15 protein-coding genes are annotated in these 15,000 nt (G+C 38.7%); 5 read left to right on the plus strand and 10 right to left on the minus strand.

Annotated features, from left to right (window positions below; genetic code table 11):
• Nucleotides 1-203: 203 nt before the first annotated feature.
• The 3 genes from KO525_RS19890 to KO525_RS00020 all read right to left on the minus strand — a co-directional run bounded on the left by KO525_RS19890 (nt 204) and on the right by KO525_RS00020 (nt 2,056).
• Nucleotides 204-632, minus strand: a complete 429-nt coding sequence (locus KO525_RS19890) for a type II toxin-antitoxin system RelE/ParE family toxin (protein WP_371744358.1) — start codon at nt 630-632, stop codon at nt 204-206.
• Nucleotides 633-976: 344 nt separating this feature from the next.
• Nucleotides 977-1,660 (minus strand): hypothetical protein, encoded by a 684-nt coding sequence (locus KO525_RS00015; protein WP_215961741.1) that lies wholly within the window; start codon nt 1,658-1,660, stop codon nt 977-979.
• 105 nt (nt 1,661-1,765) lie between these two features.
• Nucleotides 1,766-2,056, minus strand: coding sequence for a hypothetical protein (locus KO525_RS00020; protein ID WP_215961742.1), 291 nt, complete (start codon nt 2,054-2,056; stop codon nt 1,766-1,768).
• A 339-nt stretch (nt 2,057-2,395) separates the two neighbouring features.
• Here KO525_RS00020 and KO525_RS00025 point away from each other — a divergent pair, with 339 nt between their 5' ends.
• Nucleotides 2,396-3,346: an IS110 family transposase gene (locus tag KO525_RS00025; RefSeq protein ID WP_215961743.1), complete on the plus strand. Its 951-nt coding sequence runs from the start codon at nt 2,396-2,398 to the stop codon at nt 3,344-3,346.
• Between the two features lie 28 nt (nt 3,347-3,374).
• Here the strand turns inward: KO525_RS00025 and KO525_RS00030 are convergent, their stop codons facing one another.
• The 5 genes from KO525_RS00030 to KO525_RS00050 form a co-directional block, all read right to left on the minus strand.
• A complete protein-coding gene (locus KO525_RS00030) occupies nt 3,375-3,638 on the minus strand; it encodes a type II toxin-antitoxin system RelE/ParE family toxin (RefSeq protein WP_215961744.1) in 264 nt (87 codons plus the stop codon).
• Nucleotides 3,625-3,858 carry a ribbon-helix-helix domain-containing protein gene (locus KO525_RS00035; RefSeq protein ID WP_215961745.1) on the minus strand — a complete coding sequence of 78 codons (234 nt, stop codon included), beginning with the start codon at nt 3,856-3,858 and terminating at the stop codon, nt 3,625-3,627. The genes KO525_RS00030 and KO525_RS00035 overlap by 14 nt, the downstream gene beginning before the upstream one ends.
• A gap of 1,615 nt (nt 3,859-5,473) precedes the next feature.
• Nucleotides 5,474-5,917 (minus strand): DUF3291 domain-containing protein, encoded by a 444-nt coding sequence (locus KO525_RS00040; RefSeq protein WP_215961746.1) that lies wholly within the window; start codon nt 5,915-5,917, stop codon nt 5,474-5,476.
• 89 nt (nt 5,918-6,006) lie between these two features.
• A complete protein-coding gene (locus KO525_RS00045; RefSeq protein ID WP_215961747.1) occupies nt 6,007-8,103 on the minus strand; it encodes an adenylate/guanylate cyclase domain-containing protein in 2,097 nt (698 codons plus the stop codon).
• Nucleotides 8,104-8,144: 41 nt separating this feature from the next.
• Nucleotides 8,145-9,710 carry a hypothetical protein gene (locus KO525_RS00050; RefSeq protein ID WP_215961748.1) on the minus strand — a complete coding sequence of 522 codons (1,566 nt, stop codon included), beginning with the start codon at nt 9,708-9,710 and terminating at the stop codon, nt 8,145-8,147.
• 172 nt (nt 9,711-9,882) lie between these two features.
• Between KO525_RS00050 and KO525_RS00055 the strand changes: the two genes are divergently transcribed.
• Genes KO525_RS00055 through KO525_RS00070 form a run of 4 tightly spaced genes read left to right on the plus strand, consistent with a single transcriptional unit; the run spans nt 9,883 to nt 13,607 of the window.
• Nucleotides 9,883-10,782: an LPP20 family lipoprotein gene (locus KO525_RS00055; RefSeq protein WP_215961749.1), complete on the plus strand. Its 900-nt coding sequence runs from the start codon at nt 9,883-9,885 to the stop codon at nt 10,780-10,782.
• A 5-nt stretch (nt 10,783-10,787) separates the two neighbouring features.
• Nucleotides 10,788-11,516 (plus strand): hypothetical protein, encoded by a 729-nt coding sequence (locus KO525_RS00060; RefSeq protein WP_215961750.1) that lies wholly within the window; start codon nt 10,788-10,790, stop codon nt 11,514-11,516.
• Nucleotides 11,503-12,681, plus strand: a complete 1,179-nt coding sequence (locus KO525_RS00065; protein WP_215961751.1) for a hypothetical protein — start codon at nt 11,503-11,505, stop codon at nt 12,679-12,681. The genes KO525_RS00060 and KO525_RS00065 overlap by 14 nt, the downstream gene beginning before the upstream one ends.
• Nucleotides 12,682-12,683: 2 nt before the next feature.
• Nucleotides 12,684-13,607, plus strand: a complete 924-nt coding sequence (locus tag KO525_RS00070) for a hypothetical protein (RefSeq protein ID WP_215961752.1) — start codon at nt 12,684-12,686, stop codon at nt 13,605-13,607.
• Nucleotides 13,608-13,666: 59 nt separating this feature from the next.
• On the opposite strand, the gene KO525_RS00075 is transcribed toward KO525_RS00070, so the two are convergent.
• Both KO525_RS00075 and KO525_RS00080 read right to left on the minus strand, forming a co-directional pair.
• Nucleotides 13,667-14,458, minus strand: coding sequence for a hypothetical protein (locus tag KO525_RS00075; protein ID WP_215961753.1), 792 nt, complete (start codon nt 14,456-14,458; stop codon nt 13,667-13,669).
• 99 nt (nt 14,459-14,557) lie between these two features.
• Nucleotides 14,558-14,971 carry a hypothetical protein gene (locus tag KO525_RS00080; protein ID WP_215961754.1) on the minus strand — a complete coding sequence of 138 codons (414 nt, stop codon included), beginning with the start codon at nt 14,969-14,971 and terminating at the stop codon, nt 14,558-14,560.
• Nucleotides 14,972-15,000: the final 29 nt, after the last annotated feature.

The raw sequence follows: 15,000 nt of genomic DNA on the forward strand, positions 1-15,000 counted from the left end.
CTAACCAACAAAAGGAATGACAGAGTTAGGCAGTGATGAGATCACAATAAGAGAGCCTCTATATGTGTTTGCCGTAAACAATTTTAACGGTCACAGTGACATTGCGAAGTAGATTATTTTGCTGATTGACGAATACAATTAGCTGCCTAACAGCAGCTAAAAAAGATCCTATTGTCTATTTGACGGAAGAAGGTTCATATGTGTTATAAGCACACTGCTGCACAGTTACCATATATAATTTTAATAATGAGTCCATCATCATCGCTAAACTCAGCAATATTTAACCCGTTAAGTTCAGAAAACTTTGCATCCGATATATATACAGGATCATTTACAAAATTGAAGTCTACGCTATCAAATCTGATGCTCCAACTCACCCTTTGATAATCTTCAATAGTAAGAATAAACATATATGTTATGCGCCAGTTTCCGCTTACACGAACAGACCAAATATCTTTTCTATCACCTATAAGTTGGTGCATAAATAAACCAGGAAGATCCATATCATCTGGTTCTTCTGCTTGATCTAAATTAGCCAGAATAAGACGTAGTTTCTTTTCGTGCTTTTTCTGTATCCCCACAGTACTGCCAGAAGCATAAGAAGTGGGACAATTTTGGATGCATTTTTGCATCGTTTCTTTTAGCAAAAATACGGACTAAGTTGTGAAGTCTGTATTGATGCGTTTGTTGTATCGACCTATCTATTAGGTACTTTTGTAAGCGTTTTAACGAACCACATTATAAATCCACAGTTTCGACACGCTAAGGTGGTAGCGGTCTTATTCGCCCAGTCTAAACCTATGAAACTCATACCAGCTGTATTTAACTGAGCCTCACCTTTGTCAAAAAATTCATTTTGACACTGATTACATTTAATTCTGTGTTCATTTATTTCGTATCGATGCGGTCCATTTTTCATAATTAAGTTATCGATGCTACTCTGGATTTTCTTACGAATACTCATGGGCTTCCTTGTCTAAATAACGCCCTCGTTAAGGGGCAAATTGTAGTTGGCTAAAATTGTGTAGCGAAGCGAAACGTAGCCAACTGTTACGTGTTCTTGTTGATTTGCTTTGTTAGAAGACGCTATCAAAGACTCTAATTCTTCAGGATCTGAAAGATACATTTTCACAAGGTGCAATGATGGTAGACCTGAGTTACTTAAACCAATGTCCTCTCTAATAGCTCTATATAGGTTATCAATAGCAAGAAAAATATTACCACTTACTTTTGACTGCTGTTCAAACTCTGCCTGCGCAATTAAAACCTTAGGTGACCCCCAAAGAATAATATTTGTCTTAAACTTAACTAAGTAATCTATTAGAGCCTGGTCGCTGATTCCTTTTGCTTTTGATTTTTTATTCTGTCCCTGAAGTAGTTTTTCAACTGTCTCAAGGAATCCTCTGTATATTTCTACTTTTTTCTCTCTATGGGCTTCTTCAATTGCCCTTTTTTTGGTTTGGTATTGTGTAATTAAGACAACAGCTAAACCAGCCAATATAGTAAACATCCCCCCAATAACTGCGGCAGAAATCTTCGCATCAGCTTTAATAAGTGACTCTATAAAAAATGAAATAATAATCCAGGATAACCAGCCAAGAGCAACTACTAAAAACAACCCGAGTAGTATGATTTTCCAATCTTGCTTTTTATTATGCACCGACCCCTCCTAGTCTTCTAACGCCTCACTCAGAGGCTAAAATTGTTGGCTAAAATAGCGTGGCACGAGCAATAGCCAGCTGTTTTAGTCCTTTGCAGTGACTTGTTAGGCAATTACCCATTGTGCACCAAAGCTAATACCTAAAATTAATGAAGATACTAATTGTCCATATAAAAACAACTTATTTCTATTTTTATAGTAATAAAAACATAAAATTAAAATAACGATTAACCAAATAAAGCCATTACCCGCAAAGAATGACCATAACAAAATACCAGGAACATGAATAATAGAATTAAAAGCTGCATTTAACTCCCACATTCCAATTGAAAAACCAACACCAATAAAAACAATAGCTATCAAAAGATTAATTATTTGAATTAGAAAAAAGTTCATCACCTCTCACTTAATTGCCTAACGCCCGCATAAGCAGCGGACCAATTTAGGACGCATTTATGCGTCGTTTCTTTTGCATTAAATGAGGCCGAAGTTGAAGCCGTCTGACTTAATGCGCTTGTATGGATAATAACTTCACCAAATAAACCTACTTCGGGTAAAGTGAGACCCAGGCTTTAGCTGCAACTAAAGCCCTCTTTTGTGGCAGTTCGATTGAGCGATGGCTCCTCAGTTGAGAGACCGATAACAAGAAAGAACGCCACAAAAGACTTCAAGCACAAAACTCGAATAGTCTACTGGGTCTCGAACCCGCATTATGCAAGCAAGAGTCAGCTTATTATGAATACAAAAACAAATCAAAACATTAACGTCGGTGTTGATACTGGTAAGTTCCAACTCGACATTTATATCCGCCCTTTGGATATTTATTTCACCGTTTCAAACGATGAAAAAGGGATCAATGACGCGGTTAAAGAAATTAAGAAACATAAGCCTGAGCGCATTATTATCGAAGCTACAGGTCGTCTTGAAATGCCTTTTATAATCGCATGCGCCAAAGCCAAATTACCGTTTGTAATTGCCAATCCAATTCACATAAAGCGCTTTGCTGGTGCGATAGGTCAACGCGCTAAAACAGACAAGTTAGACGCGCAATTAATAGCCCATTACGGTGAAGCGATAAAACCGAACTTATCTCAATTAAAGCCAGACACAATGCAAGCTATGAGCGATTTAGTCGCAAGAAGAAATCAATTGTTAGTGATGCAAACCATGGAAAAGAACCGACTACAAATCTTACCTAAGAACTTAGCCATGACGATTAAACCTATCCTTACCGCATTCAAAAATCAGATAACAAAGATAGAAAATAAAATTGTTGAGCTAATTGAAAGCTGTCCAGATTATCAAGCCAAAAACACAATTCTTCAAAGTATGAAAGGCATAGGTAAAATCGCATCCGCTTCACTCATTAGCAACCTGCCAGAATTAGGTTATATGACGAACAAACAAGCCTCAGCTTTAGTAGGTGTTGCACCTATGAATCGAGAAAGTGGTCGCTTAAAAGGTCAAAGAAAAATCCAAGGAGGAAGGCACCAAGTGAGAACGGTTTTATACATGGCGATGATGTCAGCCATTCAATCAAATCCAGTTTTCAAAGAAACATATCAACGCTTAGTTGCGGCTGGAAAGCCGAAAAAAGTAGCCATAATTGCATGTATTAGGAAGATGATAGTTATCTTAAATTCGATGCTCAGAGATGGTGTTTTATGGGAAGCGCCAAAGATGTGAAATTAACTATTGACGCCATAGTCTCTTGTTAGATGCTCTTATACACTGTAGACCTGTGTGCAACTTTGACCACATTTACTATCAAAACGTCATCACGTATTTCATAGATGATTCTGTATAACCCTTGTCTAGCCCTATAGTTTTCTGATCCAGATAACTTGATACATCCTTCAGATCTTGGGTCCTCGGCTAGACTCTCTATTTTATGCAGTATTTTCGATACATCTTTTTTTGGAATGTTCTTAAAATCTTTGCTTACGGACTTCTTAAATGTGATTTTATATTTTGCCATCGGCTCTCAGCTCATTCAGGAAATCTTCATAAGTGATCTCTGGCTCATTTAAGCGTTCTGAAATGGCAGCTAAATCTTCTTGATCTTCGCGCATCAATAGTCGCACTGCTTCGTCAATTAATTCAGAAACAGATACATCAGAAGATGCAGCACGCATTTTTAAGGCTTGGTGGATGGCAGGCTCAAAATAAACAGTTGAACGCTTAGATAGATTACTCATAATATTTCTCATTAACAGTTTGGAGTTATAACATTGTAGCACTATAGCACTATAGCACTATAACACCAATTTTCGAGAGAGCTTCTAACAGTTTAATCAGAGGAAACTTTCCTCTTTTTAACAATATTTATATTTGTATCAAATTACACAAACCTTTGCTACAAACTAATTTCACAAGCTAGGGGATGACGTTTTTCTTCTGAAATTATGAGCTAATTAAAGGCGAATTATGTGATTCCTCTGCACTGGGTTGGAGATCCCAAATATCGCTGTGGCTGACTCATTTTACAAGCTTAGGGATGACGTTTTTCTTCTGAAATTATGAGTCAATTTAGGGCGAATTATGACATTCCTCTGCATTTGGTTGTAGATCCCTAATATCGCCGTGGCTCTTTTGGGATGACGTTTTTCTTTCTGGAATCAAGAGCTAATTTAGGGCGGAATATGTGATTCCTCTGCACTCGGTTGGAGGTTCTTAATATCGCTTAGACTCTTTTAGAATGACGTTTTTTGTTCTGAAATTATGTGTCAATTTATGGCGAATTATGATCTTCCTCTGCATTTGGTTGGAGATCCCTAATATCGCCGAGGCTCTTTTGGGATGACGTTTTTCATCTGAAATTATGAGCTAATTAAAGGCGAATTATGTTCTTCCTCTGCATTTGGTTGGAGATCCCTAATATCGCTGTGGCTGACTCATTTTACAAGCTTAGGGATGACGTTTTTTGTTCTGAAATTATGAGCTAATTTAAGGCGAATTATGTGATTCCTCTGCACTCGGTTGGAGGTTCTTAATATCGCTTAGACTCTTTTAGAATGACGTTTTTTGTTCTGAAATTATGAGCTAATTTAGGGCGGAATATGTGATTCCTCTGTGTTTGGTTGGAGATCCCTAATATCGCCGTGGCTCTTTTGGGATGACGTTTTTTTTCTGTTTGGTTTGGAATGACGTTTTTAATCTAAACCACCAGATTATTTCACCTAAATTTCAGGCTGCATATTACTTCGTCTAAATCCCCCTTAGTTGAGATTTATATCTCGAAGTGAACGGCAGGGACGCCGTTGCAAGGGATGCTTGTATATGGACATACTTTCATCCCGTCTTCGACGATAATATAAATCTTAAATAAGGATTAGGGATTTGGCCGAAAGCGGCCTTTTTGCCTACTTTTTTGGCTGTTGAAAAAAGTAAGGTCGACGCAGTCGAAATAGCCGCCTGCAAGGCAAAGAAAGGCGCAGCCTGCAAGGCGAATTATGCACTTCCTCTGCACTTGGTTGGAGGTCCCAAATATCGCTAAGGCTCGACTCATATTACAAGCTAGGGGATGACGTTTTTTGTTCTGATTACTTTGAGCCAATTTTAGGTGGATTATGAACTTCCTCTGCACTCGGTTGGAGGTCCCAAATATCGCTTAGACTCTTTTAGGATGACGTTTTTTGTTCTGATTACTTTGAGCCAATTGAAGGTAAACTATGTGATTCCTCTGCACTTGGTTGGAGATCCCTAATATCGCCGAGGCTCTTTTGGGATGACGGCATTTTGTTTATTTGGGATGACGTTATTTCTGGTTATTCGTAATTAAATTCTATCTAAATACGTTGTACAGGGTTACACCTATAAACTAGTAAAATCAAAAACTCGTTTAAAGGTAAAAGCTTGATTGGTGTCGCCATGCTTCCGAACGAATTCGAGTTTACTTACGGCTTCTTCAAGCGTTGGAATATGTCCTTTAGGTATCCACCACATTACGTAATTTTGTTCTGGCAATGCATCAAACCATTCTTTTTTACGACTTAAAAAGTCTCGGTGGTGAGTTTTAAACATGAAGTGTTTTAAAGCGTCTGGTGAGGTCCATACCGACATATTGACAATAATATTAGGATCATCAAATATCTTTATTGCAGTTGCATCACCAGATTCATCTTTTAATCGCCACACAAAACCGTCGCTGTTTTCAGCAAGCAAGTTTACGGGCTCTAAGTTATCGACAAAATCTTTAATTTCAGGTGCGTCTAAAGGAAATTTTGCTGTGGCGATATTCAATTGTGCTAGATGCATTTGGGCTCCATTTCAGACTATTTAGCATGTTGCTAAGCACTTGGGATAAGTTAGTTTGAATAACAAACTAAACTTTGTTCACTTGCTTATTATTTGTGGTCAAACCGATAAATACCATCCCATTCTAAATCGGGGTCATTTTTAAGAGCGCGACAACGTTCAATTAAACAATGGGCGGCTTTGTGCTGATATTCATTTTCTAATTTTATAAATTCTTGTTCCGCCGCGGAAAAGTCGCCATTTTGATACAGGGTAAACGCCCGAAGGTACATAGTTTGAGCAATTTCGTTAAATGACTTCGAGGCGTCTTCGATACCATAAACTTCTGTTGCTGTGCTCTTCCCTTTCACAATTATTTGATCTACAAAAGCAAACATATTGCGATACTGATCGGATAATTGAGACAACAAATCCTTAGTCACTAATACGTGCTGCCCATACACCTTACTCAATGACGTGATACGCGACGCCAAATTAACGGTGTTGCCAACAGCCGTATAATTGTATCTTAGTTGCGTCCCCATGTTTCCGACGATTACAGGTCCCTGGGCGAGCCCGAGTGACAATGCAACATTTGGTAATTGTAAGGTTTGCAGCTCTAAGTTAATTTCTTTAACTGCCTGCTGAATACCAATCGCTGCAATGATAGATTTGTCTTGATATCTTTCTATATCAGCAGGGGCATTAAACAACGCCATCACTTCATCGCCGATGTATTTATCCAACATTCCTTCATTATTAATGATATTTTCAGTGACAGGCTCAAATACAGTATTGAGCAGTAAAATAACTTCCTGAGGTTCTAAGTTTTCCGACAGGTTTGTGAAATTTTGAATGTCAGTAAACAACACAACGGTTTCCTTTAGATTGCCTTTTTGATCAGCACTAATCCCTTGCTCAACAATACTTTCTACCACTTGAGGTACAACGTAAGAGCTAAACGCAGACTTGACTGAACGATAGCGATTTTGTGTCATCAAGAAGTTCTTAAACTCCAATATGATCAAACAAACAAAACTGTAAAATAGTATTTCAAATACCTTTAATGCTTCATTTGCAACATACAAATACGACATTGACGCGACAAAAATCACGCCAAAATAGCCAACGTATAATCCCCACCGCAACCCGTCATTTACAATGAGCTTGGCAAAAATAGACAAGATTAAAATACTGACTAAAGCCAAAATCATACTGACTTGGGACTCGTGCTCATACCAATTATTTTGCAACATATTAGACAAAGCAGCCGCATGAAGATGAACGCCGGGAGTATATGGGTCAAGGGCGGTGGGTCGAATGTCATAAAGTCCTATTTCTGACAAACCAATGAGTACAATTTTATCCTCAAAAAACTCTGGAGAAATATGACCATTTAGGACATCAGATGCACTGACAGTAGCTATTTTCCTTGGAAAGTTTAACAGTACAGAATTTTGGTTTTCTATGAGTAAATTATCACCTGTCAGTTTTCTAATTCCAGTATTATCTAACTGAACTTCAAGCTCTTTATTGGTGTAAAACTGAAATGCTTGTACCGCTAAAGTTGGTAAAACAAGATCTTGATAGACATACAACAGGGGGTAGTTTCGGTAAATACCATCACTATCTGCGGTGACTGAGAACAACGCACAGGACATTGCGGCATCTGCGATTAATGGGATATTAACTTCAGCATTTTTAATGGCTGGCAAATTGACATACGTAGAGGTTATTTCAACCCGTTGTAAAGCACAGTTTTCGATATAGGGATAAGACTCATCTCCACCCTGTTCTTGGCTTCTTCCTCTCAAGAAAAAGCCTAGGATCACATTATCCATATCAACGAGCGTATTACTAAATATAAGATCTTCGGCTGGGTCATTTGACGGTTCTGAAAAAACCATATCCGCTACTACAATAGACGCAGCATCAAGTTGACCAAACATATCGGCGATTAAACTACGTGGCCAGGGCCAACGTCCAAAGTCGTCTATCGACTTATCATCAACATCCAAGACAACCACGCGGTCATCTATTTCATGATGATATCCCAACTTATGTAGTAGCGATATTTCTAGATCAGTAAACTGATATGAAAACTTTTCAGCCCAACTAGGCCAATAATTAAAGGTAATCAAAGTGAATAAAAACAGATAAAAAACCGACAAGCGGTTAGCAAATAATTTTATTATTAGTTTATTCACGTAAACCCTTACCGTTTATACTGTTGCATATAACCAATCTATCAGAACGAAATGATTTGTGGTGATTGATTTTCATAACCTGTCATCGTACGACCAATATTAGCGTTGATAAACGTAGGATCCGCAACCACAAAACGTTTGCCTCTAACCGTAAATGCATCACCTTGAATATCCGATTTTACGGCAACGGCGGTCGCTATATGCCCGTCATACTGTAAACCGACAACTTCATTCCCTAGCAAATTTTTCACTAGATAGGCAAATAGTACCGCTCGGTCTTCACAGTCAGCATAAGGATAATGAATGGTTTCACCGGCGAACAAATAGTTTTCATAGTTAAATTGCTGTTGGTCTGTTTGATAACGCAAGCTCTTTTGCACAAAGTGCAATATAACATTTAAAGCGCGTTGCTCTGACATGCCCAGTATATAAGGACGTAATTGATTCAGCAGTTCCTGTTTGGTGCCATCGGGTAACTCAGCTTGAAAATAGTATTCCATGCTCAACTGAGGATAATGATCTAAAAACTCAATATACGAAGAGTTGTAATGCGTACTCACCGTTACCGACTTATTGTCTATTGTTGTGGTTAATTTTCGTGATTTATCAGCGGTTCCGTGTTTCGGCGCAACGCTTAAATCAATATTAACTTGTTCACTTGCCGAACTATGTTGCTTGTCATAGGTATACACACTACCAACACTAATGGGTTGCTTTTCGGCAAGATCAACAAAGTAGTATTTGCCATCTTTCAAAGAAAAGTATTTTTGGCCAAACAATTTTTGTTTCACGCTCAGCATTAAATAAGCTTTGCCATCGTTGTACGCAACTCTGGAATTAAACCCCTGCTTAACAAGGTAAAACCAACTGTATAACTGCATATCGTTCTTGCTTAGTCGTGAGCCCGAAACCAAATATTCATGAGTTAATAGTGCTTGGCCCCAATCATCTAACGCCAAATCGTCAGCTGCAGCTTTAATAGCTGCCACCTGATCTTTAAACTGAGTTTTTGCCATCGACAACCAGCTATCGGCAATCGTATTACTGTCTAATTTTCTGATCCCAAGCGGCTTGGCGTCTAGTTTCGGCATCACCAATGTTTGCCCCAACATTCTCACTGTTGTCCTGCTTTCGCCTTTTTTCACATAAACAAACTGCTCAGGCGCTGGTTTAACAACAGGCTTTGGTTTAGGTAGCGGTTTTGGCAGCGGCTTTGGTTCAGTTGGTTTGTGAACAAGTTCTGGTTCGGAAGGAACAGGATCTGGCTTTTTAACAATTTCTGGGGGCGGAACCGGCTCAACAGGTTTTGCTGGCGGCAAAAGAACAACTGGCTGCGGGTCAGCCTCTACTTCAACAATTGGTTCTGGCTTCGTTTTAGGAGGGGCAGTCACTTTAGGTTTCGAATCGCGTTTCACCTCAGGTTCTACTTCGGTTTCAACCCAGTTTGCTTTTAAAAATTGAGCGAACTCTTTGTCATGTTCATCGACAAAGGTTTTAAATTCTTTCTTATACTGCTTTAACCACTCTTTAAATTCCTTTTCATCCGAAGCATATGACCCCGTTATTGTTGATAATAACAGTGCTACGACAAGTGATTTTTTGAACATGACCATCTCCCTTTTAGTTAACTTTAGTCTACTGCATCTAACGCAATTTTGAGAACTTTTATTTGTCGATTAAGACTTTTTATTTTGTTTAGTCAGTGTGAAATTGACTATTCTATAAAGTGTAGATAGTCTTTAAATGTCGACTTTAATAAATACTAAGTGAAATGGATCAATGAAAACTATATGGACAATAATGTTATTATTGCTTTCACAGTTTGGGTGCGCTCAATCTATTCCTAATTGGGTGCATGCACCATCCCTCGATTCACAATCAAATTTCTATTCAGTAGGCTCTGGTAGTTCTTTAGAAGTAGCTAAGTCTAATGCCTTAACAAACTTAGCTTTACGACTAATTGTCAACGTTGAAAGTGAGACAGAGAGTTACTCTAACTTAGACAACGGTAAGCTTAACCAAAGACTCAACATGTCCACAGTTCAAGCCTCGGAGCAATTGACCTTCGTAAAAACCGAAATAATCAAAACCCATGTAGAAGGCGAAGAAACCCACGTATTAGTTTCCGTCGATAAAATGACCGTATTTAATTCCATTCGGGATAACTTCTCAAATGTCATCTTGCCTCTGACCAATAGTGACAAGGTGCCAGCCGCACAAATTTTGGTTAATCGACTTAAATTAGACGAATACCTCCCTCTATATCAAAAGTACTTATCGTTGCTGCGCGCCTATCAACAACCGGTACAAACAATCGAAAATGCACTAAATCGCTTTCGAATCGCAAGCAATGACCGAATTAATCAAACCGCTTTCACTGTGATCACCAATAAACAAGATGAATTAGGATTAGCAAAATCTTATTCCGACCGGTTGCTCAAAAAGGGGTTTTCAAATTCATCCCAGGCTAATACATTAAAATTGACCTTAGTTGGCCCTGAACTGCAATATTCGATGCAAAATGATCACCATGCATATCGTGCCATTGGCGAGGTCTTTTTTTCCTATAATGGTGATGTTGTTTTAACTAAAAAAATCGACGTGTTTGAATTCGATAAAGATAAATCTATAGCTTGGAGCACGTTAGTATCCGCTCTTAACAGTATTGTTCCGGAGTAATAACAGTGAAAAAAATAATAAAAATAATTTTAGCTGTCAGTTTCGTCACCGCTGTTTTAACGGGTTGTGTGATGACGCCGCAAACCGACGCACTAGGTAATAGCTTTGTCGGATTTGGAGAGCATCAAATCGTTACCGAAGAAGAAGCAAAGAAACTGCCCCGCGGTGAGCGATTAACCCGGATCAGTATTGATATGCAAAATATTGGGTTTAAAAAGGTTAAGGTTTCGAACCTCATGGATTCGGTAACAGAGTCAATACTGAGTATTTTTGAAAACCAATATGAGCTATTAAGTCGCTATACGCTAATTGTTGATGATCACAAAGATGTAACCTCGTTTATTTATGCAAATGAAGGCAAGTCAAGTGAAGAGCTAGCTGAAGAGGTTCGTCGATTTGATATGATGGCGGAAACAGAAGACCAAAAAATTGGACCAAAACTCCAACGTTACCGAACCGCTAATGATGAGATCCAAAAACAAAACACCATTTTGGCAGGTGAATTAGTTAAACAAACAGTTCGTTTAGCCTCATTTTTTCAAGAAAATTCAGAAGAATTACTCGGTGCAGATGCACTCACAATGTTGTTAAACGCAGGTAAAATATCAGAAGCTTATAACCTTGCTGAAATACGCATTCACATGGCGTCAATTGCCAATGACTTTATTGACGATGAAAAAGCAGTGTTAGAGATTACGAAAAAAATTCAAGAGATATTAGATGAAAAACTTTGAGCCATTGGTCACTAAACACAAATTTCAAACTCCCTTAAAAGTTTGTGCGTCGTTTTGCATATCCCTTTTTATGCTTGCTTGTTCTGGTGTTGACGTTAAATATCCGGAAAAAACGACCAACAACCTCGTTCCAAATAATGTGTCTTCAACTATAACGGTCGCTCGCTCAGCCTATAAATTTGAAGACAAAGATATACAAGTACCGTCAAACTTTGACACCCAAGGGTTAAATTCATGTAACTTTTCCATAGATAATGAATCGTCCACCTGCCCATTGAAGAAGAAAAACGTACGTATTTATTTTGGTGACAACCGAATCGTCACCACTAATGAGCAAGAACGCAATGCAATGGAGCAACTCACTAACGATCGTCTCGGATTGATGTTAGAAAATCAACTAGCCGGCGTAAACCGATTCCGCATCGTGACGCGAGATACGATTACCGAAACAGAGCAAACTCAACAATTTATGGAACAGGATGCAATGGAATTGGCGCAAGTTATTGCGAACAAAAAAGTTCTGCGTCCAGACTACCTAATTAAACTCGACACCATAAAAACCGCAGAACGATTTTACGCCGAGTACAATGGCGTCGCTCAGTATAATGTCGAAATGACAACCAGTGTTATCGACCCTTTTACCAAAGAAAAACTGGCCTATCCAAACATCGGAAAAATTCGGGTAAAAGGCACGGACGTGCGAGACAAAGAGTTTTTTGTTTATACCGAAGTTAATAACCGTTATTACACTGGCTTTAATTACAATGATTTAGAAAACATCAGTGCTGTATTTTCTGGCATGGCATCTAAGTCTTTTGACATTTTACTATCACGGTTATTAACGGAAATGCCATCAAGCGCCCAGGTTTTAGCGTTTAGAAACGACCAAGCAACACTTGATAGAGGTCGCAATGCTGGTATTTTGAATAAAGAAACTATGATCTTATTTCGATACGAAATGGGTTTTGTAGAGCCTATTGCTGTAGCTGAAGTTAAACCATCAAAAAATAGTTCCATCGCCCACATCATTCGATGGAAAAATAGCGACGAAGCAGACAAGTTAAAAAAAGCATCAGCCAATACGATTTTTCGTGTTCCAAATGAACAAAAAATATTTGCAGTCTCTGTTGGCCTGCCTGAAGACTTTGTCACCACGAGGCTATAAACATGTATCGTCTATTCGTTGTTCTTGGTTTCCTAATGAGCAGTTCCGTTTTTGCTAACCCGACCCATAAAGTCAGTTATGACGAAACAACTCAAATGGTCAACGTTGAAACACAACTTTGTTTATATGGCAGAGGCATACAGCAAGCGTTAATTGAAACCTCTTACCAAAACTTGAGTAATTACCTGCGCGTTGAGTATCGTCAAATTTCAACTTCCTTAGCAAATAAACATAACCTGAAAAAAAAGCAGCGTGAATATATCGAATATTTACTCACGCTTAAGTTAAACAAAACAACCTTGCAGCATGATTTTTCATTTGTTGGTAACGATACCTGCACCACTGCTAAAGGAAACTTTGAACTCGCCGAGCAAGTAAAATTTGAGTCACTTTTTGATTTTCCCCCTCCGGCAATGTTTCATTTTGTAACGACTGCTCAAAATCTAAATCAATATTTAACTCAAAAACTCAACCTATATAATGTTGTCGTAAGACCTGAGTTATTTGCAAAACACTTAACGGTCATTGATAATTTGTCGGTCCAAGATACGGCAAAAACCTATTACCAGTTTGACCTAACGGCCTACAACTCTAGCTTATCACTAGCAAGCAACTCGGTTTATATTGACGCCGAGCAACCTTATGTAAAAATATTAAGTAAGTACCTTCAATCGCGTTCTTTTTCAATTCAAAGCCAACCTAGCAATGCATTTTGGACTGTAAAACTCACCGCTAATATTGAAGACCAAAAATACTTATCACTACAGTTAGAGATATCAAATACCGATGACTTTCAAACCATATTGGTAAATAACAGTCGTCAACTACCGGCAACCACGCTGTCGAATCCAATTATGTTAGAGAAGTTTTTTAATGTTCATATTGAACTGATGAAACTCAATGAACATCTACGTACAAAAAGGTAATTTGGTAAGCTGAGCATTAATAAATAACCCGCCTAGGGCTACTAGGCGGATTAGTATTACTATCTCTTTCTTAATAATAGACCGAGCGCTGCGCACAGAAAAATGGCTCTGTGATCCGGCTCTGGTACGTTAACTACATCAGGTGCCGCTTCGCCAAATATATTAATATTGCGAAGACCAAAAATTTCACTTCCAGAGTCAGCTTTAACGCGTAATCTAAGTGCTAATGTATTGCCTGTTGCTGCAATCCCTCGATTAAATGTGGCAAACTCGTTTGTCATTAATTGGCCATCTATCGATAGCGGATCTTGAAAGGTCACTGATTTTCCTGACGCCATAATATACTGCATTTCTTTGCTGTTTTCGGTTTGAATGTTAAACAATGCCTGGTGTTCGCTAGCGTCTATTGAATAATCGAACTCTAGCTTGTCAGAAGTTTCAAAGTCTCCCATCGCAGCAAAGTCGATTCCAAGGTTAATACTGTTATATCCAGCAATTGAAAATAACCATTGAGCCTCGACCCACTGCCCGGAGGTTTGCGAATTAACCGTGTCAGATAAAGCAAATAAAGGGGTGAACTGCGATGCAGTGGTGATACTTTTAAATCCGAGATTATCAGCCGGAGAACTAAGTGTTTCGTCAATTAAACTGCTTGGTAACGCGTCGAAATCTATCGGATTAAATTCGCCAAAATAATCATCAGGTGAGGAAAACCCAGCTTGAAATGGATTTTGGTAATTCACTAGGTTTTTGGTGCCATCCGCCGTAAGGGCAAAGGCGATAAGTTCGCAGTTACCTTTGGCTGGGGTAAATAATAGGAATAATAAAGCGGTTATTAAATAGTTTTTCATGGTACATCCTTGTCTAGTTTTAAAACCTAAAAACTAGCCAGAACCACTTAAAACAACAAGTCCAGTTTTAGTAAATCACTAAAAACTGGACTTTAAATACTACCGCTTTGCTATCTTCGATAAATGAGACAAAGCCGCTGCTTTTGCTTCATCTTTGGTAGCATAAAGCTTGCCGTCAATTCCATCCGCAACGCCCGCAGCTCTCAGGGCACGGTCCATTTGATATCGAGAAAGTGCTGTAGGGAAAACATAACAACTGACTCGACAACCGAGGTTTTGATTCATTCGTATTGCGTCAACTAGTATAACTTCGGCTTCTGGGGTCGCAGCTTCTAAGTCATCTGAAATGCAAATTAATGCCCAAAACTCCCCGTTTAAAGGCGCTATGACCTCTTCAACCGAGTTAGCAAAAAACGACATTAACTCAGTACTTGCGGCGCCTCGAAATGTAGCCCAAACAATATTGCCCTCTAAAGACAAAGTTAATTCTGACCGAAATCCTTTAAATCGCATGAGCACCCTACTAATTCCCTATTATTGCC

Source organism: Psychrosphaera sp. B3R10, assembly GCF_018861025.1.
Taxonomy (GTDB): Bacteria; Pseudomonadota; Gammaproteobacteria; order Enterobacterales; family Alteromonadaceae; genus Psychrosphaera; species Psychrosphaera algicola.